Annotated in this window: 19 protein-coding genes and 1 other annotated feature; of the genes, 13 read left to right on the forward strand and 6 right to left on the reverse strand. The window is 47.1% G+C overall.

The window, feature by feature from the left end:
* Positions 1-27: 27 nt before the first annotated feature.
* The 13 genes from dinG to MHB71_RS06150 all read left to right on the forward strand — a co-directional run bounded on the left by dinG (position 28) and on the right by MHB71_RS06150 (position 14,801).
* Positions 28-2,889 (forward strand): ATP-dependent DNA helicase DinG, encoded by a 2,862-nt coding sequence (gene dinG, locus MHB71_RS06090; protein WP_340029071.1) that lies wholly within the window; start codon positions 28-30, stop codon positions 2,887-2,889.
* A gap of 219 nt (positions 2,890-3,108) precedes the next feature.
* Positions 3,109-3,762 (forward strand): redox-sensing transcriptional repressor Rex, encoded by a 654-nt coding sequence (locus MHB71_RS06095; protein ID WP_036671997.1) that lies wholly within the window; start codon positions 3,109-3,111, stop codon positions 3,760-3,762.
* Positions 3,749-5,056 carry an amidohydrolase gene (locus MHB71_RS06100; RefSeq protein WP_340029072.1) on the forward strand — a complete coding sequence of 436 codons (1,308 nt, stop codon included), beginning with the start codon at positions 3,749-3,751 and terminating at the stop codon, positions 5,054-5,056. The genes MHB71_RS06095 and MHB71_RS06100 overlap by 14 nt, the downstream gene beginning before the upstream one ends.
* A gap of 37 nt (positions 5,057-5,093) precedes the next feature.
* Positions 5,094-5,624, forward strand: a complete 531-nt coding sequence (locus MHB71_RS06105) for a DUF5590 domain-containing protein (protein ID WP_047843541.1) — start codon at positions 5,094-5,096, stop codon at positions 5,622-5,624.
* Between the two features lie 301 nt (positions 5,625-5,925).
* Positions 5,926-6,453, forward strand: coding sequence for a hypothetical protein (locus MHB71_RS06110; protein ID WP_036671991.1), 528 nt, complete (start codon positions 5,926-5,928; stop codon positions 6,451-6,453).
* Positions 6,446-7,948 (forward strand): AAA family ATPase, encoded by a 1,503-nt coding sequence (locus MHB71_RS06115; protein WP_047843540.1) that lies wholly within the window; start codon positions 6,446-6,448, stop codon positions 7,946-7,948. The genes MHB71_RS06110 and MHB71_RS06115 overlap by 8 nt, the downstream gene beginning before the upstream one ends.
* A 133-nt stretch (positions 7,949-8,081) precedes the next feature.
* Positions 8,082-8,954 carry a 3-hydroxyacyl-CoA dehydrogenase NAD-binding domain-containing protein gene (locus tag MHB71_RS06120; RefSeq protein ID WP_017687750.1) on the forward strand — a complete coding sequence of 291 codons (873 nt, stop codon included), beginning with the start codon at positions 8,082-8,084 and terminating at the stop codon, positions 8,952-8,954.
* Positions 8,951-10,156, forward strand: coding sequence for an acetate kinase (locus MHB71_RS06125; protein WP_036671987.1), 1,206 nt, complete (start codon positions 8,951-8,953; stop codon positions 10,154-10,156). The genes MHB71_RS06120 and MHB71_RS06125 overlap by 4 nt, the downstream gene beginning before the upstream one ends.
* Before the next feature lie 101 nt (positions 10,157-10,257).
* Positions 10,258-11,553: an asparagine--tRNA ligase gene (asnS, locus tag MHB71_RS06130; protein WP_017687752.1), complete on the forward strand. Its 1,296-nt coding sequence runs from the start codon at positions 10,258-10,260 to the stop codon at positions 11,551-11,553.
* A gap of 20 nt (positions 11,554-11,573) precedes the next feature.
* Positions 11,574-12,278, forward strand: coding sequence for a DnaD domain-containing protein (locus tag MHB71_RS06135; protein WP_076250018.1), 705 nt, complete (start codon positions 11,574-11,576; stop codon positions 12,276-12,278).
* A gap of 247 nt (positions 12,279-12,525) precedes the next feature.
* Positions 12,526-13,026, forward strand: a complete 501-nt coding sequence (locus MHB71_RS06140; protein WP_235193861.1) for an RNA polymerase sigma factor — start codon at positions 12,526-12,528, stop codon at positions 13,024-13,026.
* Positions 13,019-13,471 (forward strand): hypothetical protein, encoded by a 453-nt coding sequence (locus tag MHB71_RS06145; RefSeq protein ID WP_036671982.1) that lies wholly within the window; start codon positions 13,019-13,021, stop codon positions 13,469-13,471. The genes MHB71_RS06140 and MHB71_RS06145 overlap by 8 nt, the downstream gene beginning before the upstream one ends.
* A gap of 28 nt (positions 13,472-13,499) precedes the next feature.
* On the forward strand, positions 13,500-14,801 hold the full coding sequence (locus MHB71_RS06150; protein ID WP_340029073.1) for a multi-tm2 domain protein: 1,302 nt from the start codon (positions 13,500-13,502) through the stop codon (positions 14,799-14,801).
* Between the two features lie 151 nt (positions 14,802-14,952).
* Here MHB71_RS06150 and MHB71_RS06155 read toward each other — a convergent pair whose 3' ends face one another.
* The 6 genes from MHB71_RS06155 to proB all read right to left on the reverse strand — a co-directional run bounded on the left by MHB71_RS06155 (position 14,953) and on the right by proB (position 21,029).
* Entirely contained in the window at positions 14,953-15,606 is a 654-nt protein-coding gene (locus MHB71_RS06155) for a methylthioribulose 1-phosphate dehydratase (protein WP_036607600.1), read from the reverse strand.
* 3 nt (positions 15,607-15,609) lie between these two features.
* Positions 15,610-16,287 (reverse strand): 2-hydroxy-3-keto-5-methylthiopentenyl-1-phosphate phosphatase, encoded by a 678-nt coding sequence (locus tag MHB71_RS06160; protein WP_340017805.1) that lies wholly within the window; start codon positions 16,285-16,287, stop codon positions 15,610-15,612.
* Positions 16,284-17,507: a 2,3-diketo-5-methylthiopentyl-1-phosphate enolase gene (locus MHB71_RS06165; protein WP_310336529.1), complete on the reverse strand. Its 1,224-nt coding sequence runs from the start codon at positions 17,505-17,507 to the stop codon at positions 16,284-16,286. Before MHB71_RS06165 ends, MHB71_RS06160 begins: the two co-directional genes overlap by 4 nt.
* Positions 17,504-18,364 carry a pyrroline-5-carboxylate reductase gene (gene proC, locus MHB71_RS06170; RefSeq protein ID WP_036671976.1) on the reverse strand — a complete coding sequence of 287 codons (861 nt, stop codon included), beginning with the start codon at positions 18,362-18,364 and terminating at the stop codon, positions 17,504-17,506. Before proC ends, MHB71_RS06165 begins: the two co-directional genes overlap by 4 nt.
* A 36-nt stretch (positions 18,365-18,400) precedes the next feature.
* Complete coding sequence (locus MHB71_RS06175) at positions 18,401-19,648, reverse strand: glutamate-5-semialdehyde dehydrogenase (protein ID WP_036671975.1); 1,248 nt, start codon at positions 19,646-19,648, stop codon at positions 18,401-18,403.
* 277 nt (positions 19,649-19,925) lie between these two features.
* Positions 19,926-21,029 (reverse strand): glutamate 5-kinase, encoded by a 1,104-nt coding sequence (proB, locus tag MHB71_RS06180; RefSeq protein WP_340029074.1) that lies wholly within the window; start codon positions 21,027-21,029, stop codon positions 19,926-19,928.
* Between the two features lie 82 nt (positions 21,030-21,111).
* Positions 21,112-21,326 (reverse strand) — a binding site (T-box leader).
* Between the last annotated feature and the right edge of the window lie 5 nt (positions 21,327-21,331).

Genomic DNA, 21,331 nt, shown 5'->3' on the forward strand with positions numbered 1-21,331 from the left:
CTGGAATGGAAGGGACCGTACATTGCAATGAAATTTGCCGTATTGGATTTCGAAACAACCGGCACGCAGTCCGACGGTGAGATTATACAGGCCGGACTTGCCATCATAGATCATGACTACAGCATAACTCAAATATATAGTTCTTATGTGAACCCTGGTGTACCGATTCCCCCGTTTATTTCGGGATTGACGGGTATTACCGATGAAGATGTGGCGGACGCTCCTTCACTCGAAGAGATGATGATGGAGATGGTTCCGCTGCTTAATGATGTGGTGCTTGTTGGACACAACGTCGCTTTTGATTTTCACTTTTTGCAGAATGCTCTTGACCGTTGCGGGTATTTGCCGTTCACTGGCCGCATTCTGGACACGATTGATTTTCTGAAGATTACATTCCCATCACTGGGTTCTTATCAACTTGGTTATGTGTCTTCCGAATTTGGATTTCAACATGATCGCCCTCACCAGGCAGACAGTGATGCACTGGCGACAGCCTATGTGCTGCTCAAATGTCTGGATGAGTTAAAGGAATTACCGCTCATAACGATTCAGCGCCTCAGTGATCTGTTTGCACCAGAAGACAGTGACTTGGGTTGGTTTTTGGACGGAATGCGCAGTGAGAAGGAAGCAGAGCCGATTCAGGATCTGGACGGACATACCTATTATCGTCAGCTTGCTCTTAATGTAAGTGATTGGACTGATATAGGTGCACCACGCGATGAGCGGGAGGCTAACCCCCTCGATGGTGTAAGCTTCGAACAGTTTATGGACCAGGTTCGGGAGAACCTGAAGGATACGCTGGATCATTACGAAGAGCGTGAAGCGCAGACTCAGATGTTCAGCAGTGTAAGGCAAGCCCTGGATGAAGAGAAACATCTCTTGATCGAAGCAGGAACAGGCACTGGTAAATCTCTGGGTTATCTCTTGCCTGCTATTTACGAAAGTGTGAAGCAAGAACAGAAAGTTATGGTCAGCACGCATACAATCAACCTGCAGGAGCAATTGAGAGAGCGGGACATTCCGATGCTGACTCAAGTGGTTCCGTTCCCGTTTAAGGCTGCTGTATTCAAAGGACGTGGACATTACCTGTGCCTGCGCAAATTTGAACACAAAATCAATAAACGTGAATTCGCCACACCTAAAGAGGATTATTTCACAGCTGCTCAGATGATTGTCTGGCTTACGCAGACCGAAACCGGAGATGATGAGGAACTTAACCTTAGCGGACGCGGAGGGGACTTCTGGGAGACGGTACAGAGCGAATCTGAGTCTTGTCTGGGAAGATCATGTCCATGGTTCCGCAAATGTTTCTACCATCGTGCCAAACATGAGGCCGGGTTGTCTGATATTGTAATCACCAATCACTCCAAATTATTTACGGATGTGAAAGCCGCGCATCAGCTGCTGCCAGCCTATGAGAGTCTTGTGATCGATGAAGCACATCATCTGGAGGATGTCGCTGGTAAACATCTTGGAATGCATATGAAATATTTCACCTTGGTTCATACACTGACCCGCCTGTTTAAAGACAGTCGTAATGGACAGCTGCCTATGCTTCGTTCGCAGTTATCCGGGCATGAAAATTCGGTGCAATGGGGCTCCATGGTGGATCAGATGTTCCCGCTCGCTCTTGAAGTTAAGGAGCTGTGGGATCGTATGAGTGATGCCTTGTTCGGTCTGTTGCCTGAACGAAGTGATGCTTCACCGGGAGAGACGGGGCAATTTTCCCTGCGTCTGAAAGCTTCTCAGAAACCTGCAAAATGGCAGGAGTTGCAGGATCTGGAGAACCAGATCTATGTGACTCTGGGCGATTTGGTTCGCAAAGGGGACAAATTGCTGCTTGAAGTGAAAGAGGATCAGGATGATTATCAATCGGATAGTCTGATTACGGACATTACAGGATTGCTGAAAGATCTGACCACATTGAAGGAGAATCTGCGTTTCTTCATGCGTATGGATGATGCCAAAACGGTGTACTGGATGGAAGCCAGCGGTCAATTCCGCAGCAAATCTCTCCAGCTGTATGCTGTACCTGTAGATGTCAGTGCACAACTTAAGGATTTATTTTTTGATAAAAAGAAAAGTGTTGTGCTTACATCGGCTACGCTTTCGGTAGATAAATCATTCCAGTTCATGATTGAACAGCTTGGCTTGCAGGAAGCTTCCGAGAATAATCGGTTGTTAACGTCGATGCTGCCATCACCTTTCAACTATCGCGATCAGGCACTTCTGGTGATTCCGCGTGATTTCCCGAGTGTGAAGGGTAGTGTGGGTGATGCGCACTTTGTTAATATGCTGGTGCAATCACTTGCAGAGACGGCAATTGCCACGCGTGGACGCATGATGGTTCTGTTTACTTCATACAAGATGTTGCGACAGGTCTATGATCCGCTGAAGGAGGCGCTATCTGGTAACGACATCTCGTTGCTTGGGCAAGGCGTTGACAGTGGAAGCCGCTCCAAGCTGACTCGCAGGTTCCAAGATGCCAAAGCTACGGTACTTCTGGGTACAAGCAGCTTCTGGGAGGGTGTAGATATCCCGGGAGAGGCGCTAACCTGTCTCGCTATTGTGCGACTGCCTTTCCAGCCACCGAATCATCCGTTGGTGGAAGCCAAGAGTGAGTTGCTTCAGGAACAGAAGAAAAATCCATTCATGAAACTGTCCGTGCCGCAAGCGGTCATTCGTTTCAAGCAGGGATTTGGCCGGTTGGTGCGTACAGCGAAGGACAGAGGAATTGTCATTGTTTATGATACACGGGTGATTGAAGCGTATTATGGTAAATTCTTTTTGTACTCATTACCTGGTCCCAAAATGGAGCACATGCTCACGGAGCAAATGGTTCCACGAATTACCGAGTGGTTGGAAAAACCTGCTAATGAACAAAAATAATGGTTGTTTTGTTCGTTATATCATTGCATGACACTATCGTTTGGCGTTAAACTTTATTAGATATTTCCGTATCCGATTAAAGCAGTTGCACGTAAGAACTTATAACCTAAATTACAAGGAGCATTCTGTATAAAATGTCACGTTTATCTTTGAGTTTTATACAGAATGCTCATCTTTTCATCTATTATTTTATCGTGGCCTTGGTAAGGGGGAGCAAGAATGAAATCGGATAAAATTTCGGAAGCGGTGGTACGACGCCTGCCTGTTTACTTGCGTTATTTGAACGAGTTGCATCAGCGTGAGGTGGCTACTGTTTCTTCTCAAGAGCTTGGACAGAGGCTGGATCTGAATCCGGCCCAAATTCGTAAAGACCTGGCTTACTTCGGTGATTTTGGTCGTAAAGGGATCGGGTATGATGTATCCTATTTGATCGAGAAAATTCGTCACATTCTCAAAATCGATCAGCAAATTAATGTAGCTCTGGTAGGCGCGGGTAATCTCGGACAGGCCTTGTCCAACTATAACGCGTATCTGAAAGACAACATGAAGATTGTTGCTGTATTTGATGCATATGGACCGAAGATTGGTAGTCAAATCAACAGTTTGACGGTAAAACCAATGGATGAATTGACGGAAGCGGTTAAAACGGAAAACATTCGCATCGGAATTATCACGGTTCCGGATACGGAAGCCCAAAATGTAGCCGATCAGCTTATTGAATCAGGAATTGAAGCGATCCTTAATTTTGCACCAACCATTCTAAAAACACCGCCGCATATCCGCATTCACCATGCTGACTTTACAACGGATCTGCTTAGTTTGGCCTATTACTTGGAGACTGGAAAGGACGACGAGGAAGATGACAACAAATAGATGGGTAATTCACAACGGCAAATTTGCCGTTAATGAAGGCGGCACAACATGGAACGTGGTCCACGGATACATGGTTGTTGAGAATGACAAGATTGTGCATATTGGTGAGACATTGCCGGATGAAGACAAAAATTGTACCAAAGTGGATGGAAAAGGACTGTTCTTCCTGCCGGGTCTGATCAATACGCATGGTCATGCAGCGATGTCGTTGCTCAGAGGGCACGGAGACGATCTTGCATTGCAAGTATGGTTGCAGGAAAAAATGTGGCCGATGGAAGCGAAAATGACTTCAGAAGACGTATATTGGGGAACTTCGCTATCGGTGCTTGAAATGTTGAAAGGCGGAACTACAGCTTTCCTGGACATGTACGATCACATGGATCAAGTTGCCAAAGTTGTGGAGCAATCCGGCGTTAGAGCAGCACTGGCACGTGGTGTAATCGGGTTGTGCTCGGAAGAAGAACAATTGCGGAAGCTGGAGGAGTCGGCTGCGTTTGCGCGTGAGTGGAATGGACAGGCAGATGGTCGCATTACAACCGTAATCTCGCCACATGCACCATATACATGCCCTCCTGACTACATAGAGAAGCTTGTGCAGGTCGCGAACGACCTAAACCTTCCCCTTCATACACATATGTCGGAAACGCTTCGTGAAGTCGAGCAGAACGTGGCTGATTATGGACTGCGTCCTGTGGCACATCTGGAGAAACTGGGCTTTTTCTCTCGTCCATCCCTGGTTGCACATGCGGTGCATCTGAATGATGAAGAGATTGAGATTCTGGCCCGTCATGATGTGGCTGTATCCCATAACCCGGGAAGTAACCTGAAACTCGCTTCCGGTGTTGCGCGGGTACCTGCGTTGCTGAAAGCAGGAGTTACCGTGTCACTCGGAACAGACGGACCGGCAAGCAACAACAACCTGGATATGTTCGAGGAAATGAGACTGGCTGCATTGATCCACAAAGGTGTATCTGGTGACCCGACGGCAGTGCCAGCAGGCGAAGCGTTACTACTCGGAACGTCATACGGTGCCAAATCTATCTTCTTGAACAATACCGGAGCACTCCAGGTCGGCATGAAGGCTGACTTTATCGCCTTGGACATTGAACAGGCACATTTCTATCCACATACAGACCTGATCTCACATACAATCTACTCGGCTTCTGCCAAGGATGTTGAGCACGTATGGGTGGATGGGAAACAAGTGGTGAAACATGGCGAATGCCTGACGCTGGATGAAGAACGCATTTTGTGTGAGTCTCAATTGGCATTTGATGGTCTGCTTGCTCGTTAATTGCAGGACAGCATCATAGGGAAAGGAAGTTCGGCTTTTGAAGAAAAAAAAGAAGTGGATATGGATTTCGCTGCTTGCACTGGTTCTGATTCTGTTTGGACTTCAGCGTTATTACGTCCATGTCACGCAGGACCAACGCAAGGAAGAAGCGCTCGCCATACAAGCAGCACAGGAGCAACTGGGCATTACATCCTATGATGAATTGCGCAAGTACATCTGGGGAGACAAAGAAGGCTCTGACAACATCTACTGGACCCTGATCGGCAAAAACAAGGATAACCAGGATGTTATGGTCTGGGTTAAATTCGATGCAAACAATCAACCGGTTAAGGGTGCAAACGCTGTACACAGTGAGCTGCTGCAGAATGGTATGTCCGAAGCACAGATACGCAATCGCTTCAGTTCTGAAGTTCCTGCCGGTGAGATTAAACGAATCATGCCTGGAGTTGTGAATGGAATATATGTGTGGCAAGTGTATTATAAAGACGGTACGCATAACCACTATCGCTTTTATCGTTTTAGCAACGGAGAACAGGTGGACTTGGTCTACACACTCCCGAACAGCTAGAACAAATAGAGTGACATAACTAGAGAATTAAAGAAATGAAAGAACCGGCAGACGGATATCCGACTGAACCGGTTCTTTGTGTTGCTTGTAAATATATTTGATTTAAATAGTTAAAATTAATAATTTATTCATATTTTCGCCTTCGAAATTGTATATACGATGTGATATACTCAGATATGTACTCAAAGTTACATTCAAAAACAAATAATCCTGTCGAAATTCTCGCAGGAGTCAATGTACACATATTCGTATATACCAATAAGCCAGTAGGTTGGGCCAAAATCTGGGAGGGGTAATTCACTTGAAGCTAAAAGTATTGCCTATTGCTATAACTGCCGTCATTTCAGCCGTTGTGTTGTTTGGAGGTTGGTTTGTATATCGTCAAGTGGCCGTGCAGAATCCGATTGAAAAGATGGTTACCCAGTACGATGGAGTCAATGACGTTCAATTAACTATTAACCGCAATGACGTACAATTGAAACTGGATCTGCAACCTGATGTTGATTTGGGCAGACTGGTACAATATATTCACAAAGAAGGACAGACCCTGATTGGAACACGCTCACTAAAGTTGGATGTTGTGGATCATTCCAGTGAAGCACTGGAAAGTTGGTGGGGTGATGCGATGTTCACCGTAGCTCAGGCGATGGAGAACAAGCAATATACCGAGATTACACCAACGTTGTCAAAGATGGCGACGAATGGAATTAAGGTAAATACAGCGATGGATGACAACAATGTATATGTCAGTCTCAGAGACGGAGATGCCAGCAAGTTTATTATTCTGCCGCGTGTGCCCGGTCAGATAGGAGTGTGGCCTAATGCCTAAGTGGACAAAAGAAGTTGCCATCGGATTTTTTCCCGTATTGATTATTTTCCTTGCTTTTACTGGTGTTAATATTGTTCCGATCCTGATTGCAGCAGTGCTTGTCGGAGCTTTGCTGTTCATGATGCAAATGCGTGGCGGGATTACAGTAGGCGCTGCACAGGAACGTAAACGGAAGAAAAAAGGACCTTCCAAGCTTACTTTTGAAGAAATTGGCGGACAGGACAGTGCCAAGCAGGAATTGCGTGAAGCGCTTGATTTTCTCATCAAACATGAAGAAATTCGGAAGTTCGGGATTCGCCCGTTAAAAGGGATCTTGCTGACGGGCCCTCCAGGGACAGGGAAAACGTTGATGGCCAAGGCTGCTGCCCATTACACCGATTCTATTTTTGTAGCAGCATCGGGTAGTGAGTTCGTGGAAATGTATGTTGGTGTGGGTGCCAGCAGAATTCGGGATTTGTTCAAGGACGCGAGAACCCGTGCCACCAAGGAAAATAAGGAAAACGCTATTATCTTTATCGATGAAATCGATGTCATCGGGGGGAAACGTGAGGGTGGTCAACAGCGTGAATACGATCAGACCCTGAATCAGCTCCTGACGGAAATGGATGGAATCTATTCTTCTGATACGCCAAGAATTCTTGTTATCGCTGCAACGAACCGTAAAGAGATGCTGGATAGCGCCCTGACGCGACCGGGACGTTTTGACCGCCACATTCAAGTGGACTTGCCTGACAAAAAGGGCAGAAAGCATATTCTGGAACTGCATGCGGTGAACAAACCTCTGTTGAAGGAAGTTAATCTGGAGAAAACAGCGGAAGAATCATATGGTTTCTCCGGTGCACAGCTCGAAAGTGTGATGAACGAAGCAGCAATATACGCCATGAGAGACGGGCTGTTAAACATCGAACAGCGGCATTTATCCCTGGCTATTGATAAAGTCATGATGGGTGAGAAGACAGACCGTGAGTCGAGCGTGGAAGAGAAGAAAAGGGTCGCCATTCATGAGTTGGGACATGCCATTATGGCTGAACTCGTTCGTCCAGGCAGTGTTAGCCAGGTGGCACTTAGTCCGCGTGGTCAGGCACTGGGATATGTACGTCATAACCCGCAACAGGAACAGTTCCTCTATACGAAGCGCTTTCTGGAAGAGCAGATCATGATTGCACTCGGAGGAGCAGCTGCGGAGGAAATGTACTACGGTGGTCGTTCCACAGGTTCACGCAATGACTTTGATCAGGCCACCAATGTTGTACAGACGATGATGGCTTCGGGGTTGACTTCACTTGGGATTGTGAACATGGATATGGTCACAACCGAGGAACTGATGCGAGAGAATAAATTAATTCTGCAAGAACTGATGGAACAGACAAAGCGGTTGCTTGAAGAACAACGGACAATTTTCGACAATTCACTCGACATCTTGATTCGTGAGGAAGTTTTGTCTGGCGAGCAATTTCGTTGTCAATTTCGTGACAGTGCCCTTCTACCAGCATAATTTATTTATGCTGGTTATTTTTTTTTACATTTCACTCGTGCTAAGATATTATTATATGTTGGGTCGAAATTTGTAATTTTCGGCGAACAGGGTACAATAGAGAAATAGAGAACCGAAAGGATGGAGCAGAACCATGTTTTTCAAAAAAATAGGAGTTGTCGGCGGCGGTACGATGGGACAAGGTATTTCCCAGATGCTCGCAGCCAAAGGACTTGATGTGCTTCTCGTGGAGCATACAACACAAAAGCTGGATCATGCATATGACATGATCGAAACCAATCTGGATAAACAACTGGAGAAATGGGCGATTACAAAAGCGGAGAAGAAATTGATTCTTTCCCGTATTACCAAGGTAGCTCATTTAGCTGAACTTGGAACTTGCGACATGGTCATTGAGACAATTTCAGAGGATCTGGATGCGAAAAAAGCAGTATTCAGCCAACTGGACCAAGTTTGTCCAAGCAATGTCATTCTGGCAAGTAATACATCCACGCTGAGTTTGACCGAGCTTGCAAGCTCGACCAAATACCCAGAGCGTGTTATTGGTATGCACTTTATTCACCCGGTATCCCGGGTTGATCTTGTAGAGATTATTCGTGGACTGAAAACTTCGGATACAACATTCGAAGAGACCAGACGTTTTGTTGAAGAAGTAGCGGACAAAAAAGGAGTCATGATTTATGAATCCCCTGGATTCGTAACTTCCCGTCTGATCTGCCTGCTGATTAACGAAGCGTTGCATGTATTGCAAGAAGGTGTTGCATCTGCTGAAGATATCGATGATGCAATGCGTATCGGATACAACTTCCAACATGGACCACTCGAAATGGCTGACCGTTTCGGATTGGATTCTGTTGAAGCTGCACTCGAAAGAATGTTCCGTGAATTCGGAGAATTGAAATATCGTCCTTCTACAGTCCTGAAGAAAATGGTGCGTGCAGGACACCTGGGTGCCAAAACAGGCGAAGGATTCTTCAAGTACGACAAGGATGGTGACCGACTGTGAAAGTACTCGTAATTAATGCGGGGAGTTCCTCGCTCAAATATCAACTGTATAATATGACTGACGAATCTGTACTGGCTAAAGGTTTGGTAGAACGGATCGGAATGGATTCCTCCATCCTGACACACAAACCGACAGGCCGTGAGGATGTTACAGAAGTTAGTGAGATTCTGGAGCATACAACAGCGATCCGTAAAGTCATTGATATTTTGACTCACAAAGAAAATGGTGTACTGGATTCTGTAAGTGAAATTCAAGCTGTTGGACACCGTGTTGTTCACGGTGGTGAAGCATTTAAAGAATCTGCATTGGTAGATGATGCTGCCAAAGCTGAAATTCGTCGTTTGTTCGACTTGGCTCCACTTCATAACCCTGCAGCAATGATGGGTATTCGTGCGGCTGAATTAAATATGCCTGGTGTGCCACAGGTAATGGTCTTCGATACGGCGTTCCATCAAACGATGCCGGAAAAAGCATATCTGTATGCTATTCCGCGTGTACTTTACAAAAAATATAAAGTACGTCGCTACGGCGCACATGGTACATCCCATGATTTCGTAAGCAAGGCAGCTGCTGAATATCTGGATCGTCCAGTGGAAGATCTGAAAATTATCACTTGTCACGTCGGTAACGGCGGTAGTGTAACAGCAGTTAAAGGTGGCGTATCCGTTGATACTTCGATGGGTATGACTCCGCTTGAAGGATTGATGATGGGAACGCGTTCTGGTGACCTTGACCCAGCCATCGTACCTTATGTAATGAACAAGGAAGAACTGAGCGTAAGCGAAGTGAACTCCATGTTGAACAAACACAGTGGATTGCTTGCGATCTCCGGAATCAGCAGTGACATGCGTGAGATTACGGAAGGTATGGAGAATGGCGATGCCAACTCCACGCTTGCTTTTGAAATGTACGAGTACCGTCTGCGTAAATACATCGGCTCATATGCAGCTGCAATGAACGGTGTAGACGTGATCGTCTTTACGGCTGGTGTAGGTGAGAACTCCGTTGTACTTCGTCAAAAAGTATGTGAGCAGCTCACTTATCTGGGCGTTGAACTGGATGAAGCGTTGAATGCCATTCGTTCTGGCGAACCACGCCGGATCACAACAGCGAATTCCAAAGTGGAAGTTCTCGTTGTGCCAACTAACGAAGAATTGGTAATTGCACGTGATACACACCGAATCGTATTGAATTCTCAGTAATCTAACTGTAAAGTAAATATAGAATGACAAGGAAGTGCAGGGGACAGGCATAAGCCTGCCCGCTGCATTTTCAAATTCAGGAACCAAGGGGAGATATGGGCATGAATACGAATTGTGTAATTCGTAATGTGAACGAGCATGTGGGCGAAACCGTAACAATCGGTGCCTGGATTAACAACAAACGTTCCAGCGGTAAAATTCAGTTTTTGCAGCTACGTGATGGAACCGGATATATCCAAGGGGTTGTTGTGAAAAGTGAAGTTAGTGAAGAGATCTGGAACAATGCCAAGAGCCTGACTCAAGAAAGCTCTTTGTATGTTACAGGTATTATTCGTGAAGAACCTCGCAGTGCGTCCGGTTACGAGATGACTGTTACAGGGGTTGAAATCATTCACCTGACTGAAAACTATCCAATCACGCCTAAAGAGCATGGTGTTGATTTCTTGATGGACCATCGTCATCTGTGGCTTCGTTCTACGAAGCAACGTGCTGTTATGGTGATTCGGGCAGAGATTATTCGCGCTGTTCAGCAGTTCTTTGATGGTAACGGATTCACACAAGTTGATCCTCCGATTTTGACACCATCGTCTGCTGAAGGAACAACGAACCTGTTCCACATCAAATACTTTGATGAAGATGCTTATCTGACACAAAGTGGTCAATTGTATATGGAAGCCGCAGCCATGGCGCTGGGCAAAGTATATTCCTTTGGTCCAACATTCCGCGCAGAGAAGTCCAAAACACGTCGTCACTTGATTGAGTTCTGGATGATTGAGCCGGAAATGGCATTTGTAGATCACGAGGAAAGTCTGCGCGTACAAGAGAAATTTATCGCTCATGTCGTTCAATCCGTGGTTAAAAACTGCCGTGCAGAACTGGAATCTATCGGTCGTGACGTATCCAAACTCGAAGGCATCGTAGCGCCATTCCCGCGTATTACGTATGATGAAGCGATTGAATTCCTGCATGGACAAGGCTTTGATATTCCTTGGGGAGAAGACTTTGGTGCACCACACGAAACAGCTATTGCTGAGAAGTACAATACACCTGTCTTTATCACGCATTACCCTGCTGGAATCAAGGCTTTCTATATGAAACCAGATCCAAATCGTCCTGAAGTTGTTCTCTGTGCTGATATGATTGCACCAGAAGGCTACGGAGAGATTATTGGCGGTTCGCAGCGTATCGATGATCCGGAATTGATGCAACAACGTTTTGAGGAGCACAATCTCTCGGATGAAGCTTACCAATGGTATCTGGATTTGCGTAAATACGGATCGGTTCCTCACTCCGGTTTCGGTCTGGGATTGGAGCGGACGGTAGCATGGATCTGTGGATTGGATCATGTACGTGAAACAATCGCATTCCCACGTATGCTCTATCGTCTGTACCCTTAATGTTTAACCGAGGAGCGTCTATGGAAGACACCACATCCAAAGCTTGGTTGGATGGAGCAGCTTATGGCATGACTTCGGGTACAGCCCATCTGCCGTATGCCTTGTTACGTTTTTATCACCAGCTTGGTCTATCAGATGCAGAAGTGCTTCTTCTGATTCAACTGCTAGGGTTCCGTCAGGCAGAGTTCAATGAGTTTCCCACGCTTGAAGAGCTTGCGGCGCGCATGGGACTTGCACCTGAAGGCATTGCCAGAATGTTGCAACGTCTGATGAGGGATGGGTATATTGCTATTGACGAGCACCGTGACGAAGAACGGGACATCCAGTACGAGCGATATGATTTACATGGATTATATGCCAAGCTTGCAAAGTGCACTGCTGAAGAAGTAGCCGCATTCCGTGCGGAGCAGCAGAGTAACAATACAGCACGTCAAGATTCGAACAGTGTTCAAAAAGAAGAGGAAGAACGGAACATGTTCTCCATCTTTGAAAAAGAATTTGGACGTCCGCTCTCTCCAATGGAGTGCGAGACGATATCCGGCTGGTTGGATCAGGACCGTTATCAAGAGGAATTAATTCTAATGGCTCTGAAGGAAGCGGTTTTTGCAGGCAAAGTACATTTCAGGTATATCGATCGAATTCTGCTTGAGTGGAGTCGCAATCGTGTCAAGACCGTTCAAGACGCGAAGGCGTACACGCAGCGGTTTCGTAATGGTGGACGTTAATTCCAGCGTAGGCAGGGACAAGAAACAGGCCAGAAGTCATTCTGTGCCTGTTTTTTTTGGATTAAAGATTGGATGAGTGATCAGCAACATCAACCTTTCAGGCAATGATTTCATTTTGTTTTACAAAAATTTGATAGATCACGCAGGGGTTAACGCACAAGCTGTCGTCTATTGTATTGGAGAGGAGGGGAGAGTTATTGATGAAGCGCGCGTAATCGAACAAATCCGTCAAGGAGATACATCCCAGATGCGTACTCTGATTGATAAATATAGCCAGCATGTATACCATGTGGCCTATTCCGTACTCAGGAACGATCAGGAAGCACAGGATGCAGCTCAGGAGGCGTTCATACAGATGTATAAGTCTCTCCCCGACTACCGTTCTGAAGGTTTCAAAACGTGGTTAACCCGAATTGCCTTTCACAAAGCGATTGATGCCAAACGCAAGCTGGGCAGACGAACTGCTGAGGATCTGGGTGGAGAAGAAAAAATAATCAATATGCCCGGACGGGATGAAGACGTTCTTACCCGTCTCGTTCGTGAAGAACGTCAGGATAAACTTCGCGAACGAATTAATCAGTTGCCTGCTCAGCATCGTGACATTATCACTGCGTATTATCTAAGCGAAAAAAATTATGAGCAGATTGCCAGTGATGCACAGGTGGCTGTGAAGACTGTGGAATCCCGCTTGTATCGTGCCCGGCAGTGGATTCGAAAAAATTGGAAGGAGGATGAATGGCGTGAGTAAACAGGAGAAGTATACCGCTGCGCAATGGACTGATTATATTGAAGGCCGTATGAGTGAAACTCAAGCGAACCAAATGGAACAGCTTCTGATGGAAGATCCGGATGCGATGGACATCTATCTGGAAGCGCTTGGTATCCATGGAGAACTGCCTCCGCTACATGACCCAACAGGGTTTGCGGATTCAGTCATGCATCGGATTGAGGGCATTCAATCACCCAAGGTACAACGCAAGTCCCGTGCTGGGCGAAACCGGCGCTGGCTTGATCATAAAGTGTTCCATTACGCGGTAGCAGCCTGTTTGACATTGATCTTCCTCTCGTCTGGACTTTTTGACAAGGTAGCACCATATCACAAGTTCCAGGATGGCGACCACAGAGGGTCATTTACCGAGAAATGGACGGAGGCAGCCACTTCATGGCTGGATAACCTCAAGCCTAAACCATAAATAGTTTCGCATTGCCTGATAAGAAAGGATGACGACTGTGCACTCAGATCGTAACAAATTACTCGCATTTCTATTAAACCTGATACCAGGTCTCGGTTTCATGTATTGGGGACGGGCTGCAAGAGCCGTGATCTATCCATTGCTTTTCTTCGGAACAGCTGTTGGCTCATTCATGTTAGCCATGGTCACTAATGAACAAGATTTATTAATTTTCGGTGCACTTTTTGCTGCTTTCTTCTGGGGGATCAGCATGCTGGATATGGTTATTGTTCTGCTCCGTACACCTTCTGCCCGAGAAGCACATTATAGGGGATACGGTGCGGCTTATGGAGCGCCTCCACACCAAGGAGCAGCCTACCAGGGAGCATACATGGGTCAGCAAGGTCCTACGGAGCAGATGAATGAAGATGAGCTACATCAACATCCAGGTGGTGAATATGGCCATCCTGAGGGACCCTATGGTCAACCCATATACCGAAAAGGCAGTGAGGGTGAACGGTTCTTCACCATTTTGCTCTCATTTGTTCCGGGATTGGGACACCTTCATCTGGGATTGTTGCATCGCGGTTTGTCGTTCTTGATGGCGTTCTTTGGTTCATTTGCCATGATGGTTTTTGTAGCTTCGATCACCAATGAATCGGTATTTTTAATGTTTCTACTCATACTGCCTGTAATATGGGTATACTGCATGTTTGATGCGGTGCAGCATGTCCATCGTAAGCAGGCTGGTGAGGTGTTGCAGGATCGGACATTGTTCGAAGAATTGGAGATGGGCAGGGTAGCCGGACGACGTAGCAAAGTGCTTGCAACGCTGCTATCCGCTTTTCCAGGTGCAGGTCATCTATATCTGGGATTGCAGAAAAGAGGCATGCAATTGATGTTCCTGTTCCTGGGCAGCATCTATGTTCTCGACCTGCTTCACTTATCGGTGTTTCTGTTCATGATTCCACTGATCTGGTTCTACAGCTTCTTTGACGGGCTCCAGTGCTCCAGTCGTTATGGACGCGAGCCTTTGGTTGATCAACCGATCTTCAAGGACTGGGCCCGCCATCAGCGTCTGATTGGATTCGGGATCGCCGCGCTGGGTCTATATTACCTGACGATCCGGCTTGTCATTCCACAGCTGAATGAGCTGTTCCCTAATGCATTTATGACATACGAAATCCGTTCCTATTTAAACACCGTCATCGTATCCTTGCTGCTCATTTTTGGCGGTTTGAAACTGCTGTTAGGCAAGCAGAGGGGGACGGGTATCCATAGTGCTGCTCAAGGAAATGATGAGGGAGCAGACAGCCTCTTTCTATTCAAGGATCGGGATGATCGACTGTAGAGTGGTCTAAAGATTATTTACACTGACACTACGATGACAGAGCAACCTTTCAATCGCTGTTATCCCTCAACAAAAAAACACGCCAAGGGCTATGTATATCAGCCTCTGGCGTGTTTTTGGTTTTGCAGCTTTGTTTTCGAATAAATGATTGCTATTTCGTAGCGCCCTTCAGCAGAAGTTGACGGTACATCACTTCGAACAGGAACTCGAACGCTTCCAGATGACGTTTCGCTTCAAAAGCATCCTTGCCCCACGCATATATGCCGTGGTTACGCAGCAAAATTCCTGGTACGTTGGCATCAAGTACACCTGGCACCAATTCAGCGATAGATGGAATATCCGCAAAGTTAGGCAGAACGGGTACACGAATCTCCGCATTTTCTTCCCAAATGTTGAAAGCCTTGATCAATTCGATTCCTTGAATCGGTACGTGTCCATCTGCTCCAAAGAATTCACTGATCAGGTTGTTAAACACGGTATGCACGTGGAATACAGCACCACAACCAGTCAAACGATAGATTTCGCAATGAATCAATGTTTCGGCACTTGGTTTCAACGTGGTTGTCTCAATCGCTTTGCCGTGTTTGTCCACAAAAAGGAAGTCTTCCGGAGTGCGAAGGGATTTGTCTTTGCCTGAGGCGGTAACCGCAAAATAAAATTGCTCCGGGTCAAAGTCTCCTACACGCATCGACAGATTGCCGCTTGTTCCAGGGAACCAGTTACGACTGGCAAACAACGCTTTAATATCAGCCAGTTCTTCAAGGACCTGACGTTTGTGTTCCAATGTAATCTTTTCAAAGCCCATCGTTTACAGCACTCCTTGTGTTTGCTTCTGTTTCATATCTTCGATGATATCGTAAAAGGTAGCGAATGGCACATGGTCCACACCCAGCTCAATACATTTGTCCGTTAAAATGGAGCGGGAGTAGACGAGATCGGCAATTTTGGCACCTTCAAAATCCGTCAGACTGTCTCCAATGAGGATTCGATTGTATTGTTCTTCCGGGAAGGTACGAATGACTGTTGTTTTGCACATGCCGCAGCCATTCTCACAAGGAGGCTGGCAGGGATTCGGCCATTCAATCTTAATGGTTTCACCCGAGAAGTCAGCTCCATTGCAATAGACATGATCCTGCGGGATATGAAATGGTGCGAGTAACGGTTCAATGAAAAAGTCCATACCACCGCTGGTCACATTGAATTCGATACCTTCGCTGCGAACGTAGTCAAGAAACTCGCTGAATCCTTCACGGATCCCCGCTTGTCCAAGCACAAATTCCACTATTTCATCTTTCTGCGATGCAGGCAACAGAGCAAACATGGCTCCAACACCTTCACGAAGCGAGATTTTTTGCTCAATCGTATCTTTCATAATCGCTTCAATGCCATCAGGTTTGAAATGTTTCATGATCGCTACGATGTTGTCCGAGAGCGTGATCGTACCGTCAAAGTCACAGAAAATGACTGTTTTTTTATCACTTCTCATCGTTCGCCACCCCACAGGTCCAATGCGCTTTTCAGCTCCGGATGCTCGGTTGCATATTGCGCGAGTGGAATGGAACGCTGAGCTGCCTCAATGGCTTGCAGGAATGCACGTCCGCCTGCCTCAGTGCCCATAGGATGCCCATGAATACCGCCACCAGCATTAACGATGACATCTGTGCCAAAGTCACGCAAAATGAGCGGTACAAGGCCTGGATGGATGCCTGCTGAAGGTACTGGCATACTGGTTCGTACTGGCAGATCAGCTGTCAGTAATTGCTCCGTGATCGCCATATTTTCTTCCTTCGGCATCGTAACCGAACCATAAGGAGAAGGGAAGAGCACCAGATCGGCACCTGCAAGACGCATCAACTGACCAAGTACAACCGAAGCCGACATGCCATAATGTGGTGAAGGATACAGTGCTCCTGCAAGAGCAGGGTGAGCCATAATTGGCACATTGATGTCAGGATCACTGCTGAGTTCATGCAGCACATCATATCCGTAAGACAATACGTTGAATAACAGGGCATTGGCTCCTGCACCAATAGCACGTTCAGCTTGTTGCTTCAGACGAGATGTAGGCCCTGTAAGATTGGTTGCATACAGAAGTTTCTTGCCGGTCTCCTGGCGTGCCTGTTCGGCAGCTTTCATGCAGACCTCTACTCTTTTTTCGATAGGTGTCAATTTATTCTCGAACAGAATCTCATCGTCCTTGATCAGATCAACGCCACCAAGAGCCTGACGAATAAATTGTTCACGCAGTTCATCTGCATTTAGCCCAATAACTGACTTGAAGATACTCATTAACAGTGGACGATCATGCACACCAAGCAGATCACGAACACCATTCAGTCCAAATTTTGGACCCGGGAATGCACTCAGGAAGCCATCCGAGAAACCAAGCTTGGTTAATTTAATCCGGCCATCCATTGAGATTTTGCCAAAGACCGTCACGAGCAGGGCAGGGATATCACGGCTGAAGTTAACATCAGGATATCCGATAGTAATATCAGCGTAACGCTCACCCGCAGCCATGCCATCAGCTTCATGGACTTCTACGCTGATTACTTCGCCCAGATGCTTCTGCATCGCTTCACGTTGTGCTTGCGGCAACTCAGTCCAGCTACCCACGGTCATGCCAATCGCGATGGACTGAGCTTTCTTGCGAAAGTCTGCATGATCATCATGCAGACGATATGTGGCTGTGCACATGTTATTCATTTTAAATCCCCTTCCAAAGCAGCTCCCATCTCCCGTGAGCGCTCTGCACAGCGGTTGACGGCTGCGATTACATTTTCGAAGAAATCACCTTCGTCCAGCGTTTTCAGTGCTGCCTGGGTTGCCCCTCCCGGGGATGTCACATCACTACGAAGCTTCATCGGTTCCAAACCGGTTTGTTGTACCATACGTGATGCGCCCAGCACCGTCTGAACAGTGAGATCACGAGATTGCTGGCTGGATAAGCCACCACGAATACCTGCCGCAATCATGGCCTCCATTAAATAGTATACATAAGCAGGGCCGCTTCCGGAAATCCCAGTGAGCACTTCGAGTTTATCTTCAGGTACGATGGTTACGATACCAACCGCTTCAAACATGGTCATCACCGTACTACGCTGTTCATCCGTAATCTCCGCAGAGAAGGCAAGCCCGGTTGCACCGAGTCCAATGGTACTGGATGTGTTCGGCATGGTTCTCGCGATCGGTTGTTTACGACCAAGCAAGGACTGCATCGTGCGGATTGATAATCCGGCAATGACAGATACGATCAGTTGATCCGGTGATAACAGTGGCCCAAGTTCGCGCAGCGCTGCAGCAGCATCTTTGGGTTTCATACAGAGTACAATGACCGGAGTGGAGGCAAGGTGATCCAAGGATTGCGAGGCAGTTCCGGTATGTACAGCATAACGGGTGCTGAGCTCCTCCTGACGTTTCTGGTTGCTGCGGTTCAGCATCGTAATATCCTGAGGACGAACGACTAGGCGGGAGATCAGTCCGCGCACGATGGCTTCAGCCATCGCGCCTGCTCCGTGGAAAGTAATCTTCTGTTGTAGTAACGTCTGTTGCTCTTGACTCATATTTATCGTTCCTCCTATATAACTGGTGCTGGGATATTATTGACGAATCTGTCCATTGCCTGTAATCCGATATTTGGTCGACGTGAGTGCTGGAAGTCCCATCGGCCCACGTGCATGCAGTTTCTGGGTACTGATTCCGATCTCGGCTCCATAGCCAAATTCAAATCCGTCAGTGAAACGTGTGGACGCATTGTGATAGACGGCTGCTGCATCCACATCATGCATGAAGCGCTCTGCATGGGCTGTATCCCGGGTTACGATACACTCGGAATGTTTGGTTCCGTAATGTGCGATGTGCTGCATCGCTTCGTCCAGGTTCTCGACCACCCGGATATTTAAAATATAGTCGTTGTACTCGGTCGCATAGTCTTCCTCGGTTGCCTCAAGAGCGGAAGGGACAAGACGGCGCACCGTGTCGCAACCTTTCAAGACCACATTGGCCTCACGGAATTGCTCGGCAAGAGCAGGCAGATGCTCTTCCGCATATGCGGCATGCAGCAGCAACGTTTCCATGGAGTTACATACTGATGGACGTTGTGCCTTGGCATTGATGGCAATTTCGGCTGCCATAACTGGATCGGCTGATTCATCCACATAGGTATGGCAGATGCCCGCCCCAGTTTCGATGACAGGTACGGTTGCATTGGCAACCACATTACGAATGAGGGAAGCTCCTCCGCGTGGAATGATGACGTCCAGCAATCCGTTCAACTTGAGCATCTCATCTACGGAAGCACGATCTGCATCTTCAACCAATTGCAAAGCATCAGCAGGCATGTCTGTCGTTGTGAGTGCCTGATGCAGCACCTCCACAATTTTACGATTGGAGGACAGGGCAGAGGAGCCGCCGCGCAGAAGCACTGCATTACCTGTTTTAAGACATAATCCGGCTGCGTCTACAGTTACATTAGGACGAGCTTCGTAGATGATGCCAATCAGGCCAATCGGCACTCTTAATTTTTCAACATGTAATCCGTTAGGACGGGTGAATGTCTCTAACACTTCGCCGACTGGATCAGGCAGATCTGCAATCTGACGTAACCCTTCAGCAATGCCTGCGATCCGCTCTGGATTAAGTGCGAGACGATCCAGCATGGATTCCGGCGTGCCTTGTTCTCTGCCTCGTGCCAGATCTTCGGCGTTTGCCGTAATGATGGAATCCGTCTCCTTAATCAAAGCATCTGCCATGACACGCAGGGCCGTATTTTTCTGTTCTGTATTCAATCGGTTCAGCTGTGGAACCGCGGCTTGGGCTTTGCTGGCTTTTTCTCTGACTTCACTCATCGTAATTCCTCCTCATATATATAAAGTTAAAATTTTAACCTCATGTTGGACTAAAGATTATTTACACATACACTACGATGACAGAATAACCTTCCAATCGCTGTTATCCCCAGATTTTTTTGATTCCCTTTTCTAAAGGGAAAATCCGGAGATAAGCGTATGCTTCCGATGTAGCTTTCTTTCAGAAAGCTTTTAGGCGAACGCTCCGCTTTTTCAGGTTTTTTCTGTCCTCTCCGTTACGTGTAAATGATTAGTTTAACTTAATATAGCTTCATGTTTATTTTAACGTAATCCATTCGTCTCTATGAATAACTTCAAGTCTGTGGATGCTAGCGAGTTGTTTCATCACTTCGCCACTGGGAAGTCCGGCAATGAGTCGAAGCTGGTCATCATCATAATTGACAATACCGCGACCGAGCAAGGTTTCATCCATTCCGATGACCTCTACGACGTCTCCGGCGTGGAACGTTCCTAGTACCCGCTTGACGCCTACAGGTAAAAGGCTGTGGCCCCCATGGACAAGTGCTTCTTCAGCACCATCATCCACAACGACGGTTCCCAGCGGAGTAGACATGAAGCCCAGCCACTGCTTTTTACGGGATAACGAAGCGAGTCGTGTCTCAAAGTAAGTTCCTTTGCCCGTGCCATCAACTGCCTTCTGCATATCTCCGGGTTCTTTCACACTTCCCACAAATACGGGTACGCCTCCACGTGTAGCTACCTTGGCTGCATCGACTTTGGATCGCATTCCGCCTGTGCCAACCGCTGAACCTGAACCGCCGGCAAAAGCGTAGATCTCCGCCGTGATCTCGGGGATACGGTCGTAACGCACGGCAGATGGATCTTTGCGCGGATCTGCGGTGTACAGGCCGTTGGTATCGGTAAGAATGATCAGATGCTGAGCCTTCACCAGATTTGCAACCAATGCGGACAACAGATCGTTATCACCAAACTTCAATTCGTCCACCGATACCGTATCATTCTCATTAAAAATCGGAATCACTCGCTGTTTAAGCAGCTCTTCTACGGTCATACCTGCGTTACCCATGCGTTTACGACTGTGAAAGTCTGTACGAGTTAACAGGATTTGCGCCGTAGTAACGCGGTGCGCTGCAAAAGCCTGTTGATATGCCTGCATCAGTAATGCCTGCCCAACGGCCGCTGCGGCTTGTTTCTCATGTAGCAGTTTGGGGCGCTGAGGGTAACCGATCTCCCGGAATCCGGCCGCTACCGCTCCTGAGGTGACCAGAAGTACTTCATGGCCCTGATTAGCCAATGCTGCAATTTCTCCGGCAAAAAAAGTGATAGAACTGCGATCCAGACCGCCTTCTTCCGTTGTAAGCGAGCTGCTTCCAATCTTAACTACAATACGTGAAGTCATGGTTTCACTTCCTTAAACATGATTAATAAGTGCTTCTGGAGCAGGCTTTAGCGGGTACAAAAAAAACTCCCGCCCTTTAGTTAAAAAGGACGAAAGTTCGTTACTTCCGCGGTACCACCTTTATTGATGATTAGATCATCCGGCTTCATGCCCTGTAACAGAAGGCACTGTCCTGCACGTAACAGGCCGCTCAGGGGTAGGTTTCAGAGAAGAGCCGCGGTAAATTCTTTCAGCAGGGTGGAATTTACTCTCTGGGCGCGACTGATATTCTCTTACTGGTCCCGTCATCACGTTTCGTTCAA

This window comes from Paenibacillus sp. FSL H7-0940 (assembly GCF_037979415.1).
Lineage (GTDB): Bacteria > Bacillota > Bacilli > Paenibacillales > Paenibacillaceae > Paenibacillus > Paenibacillus amylolyticus.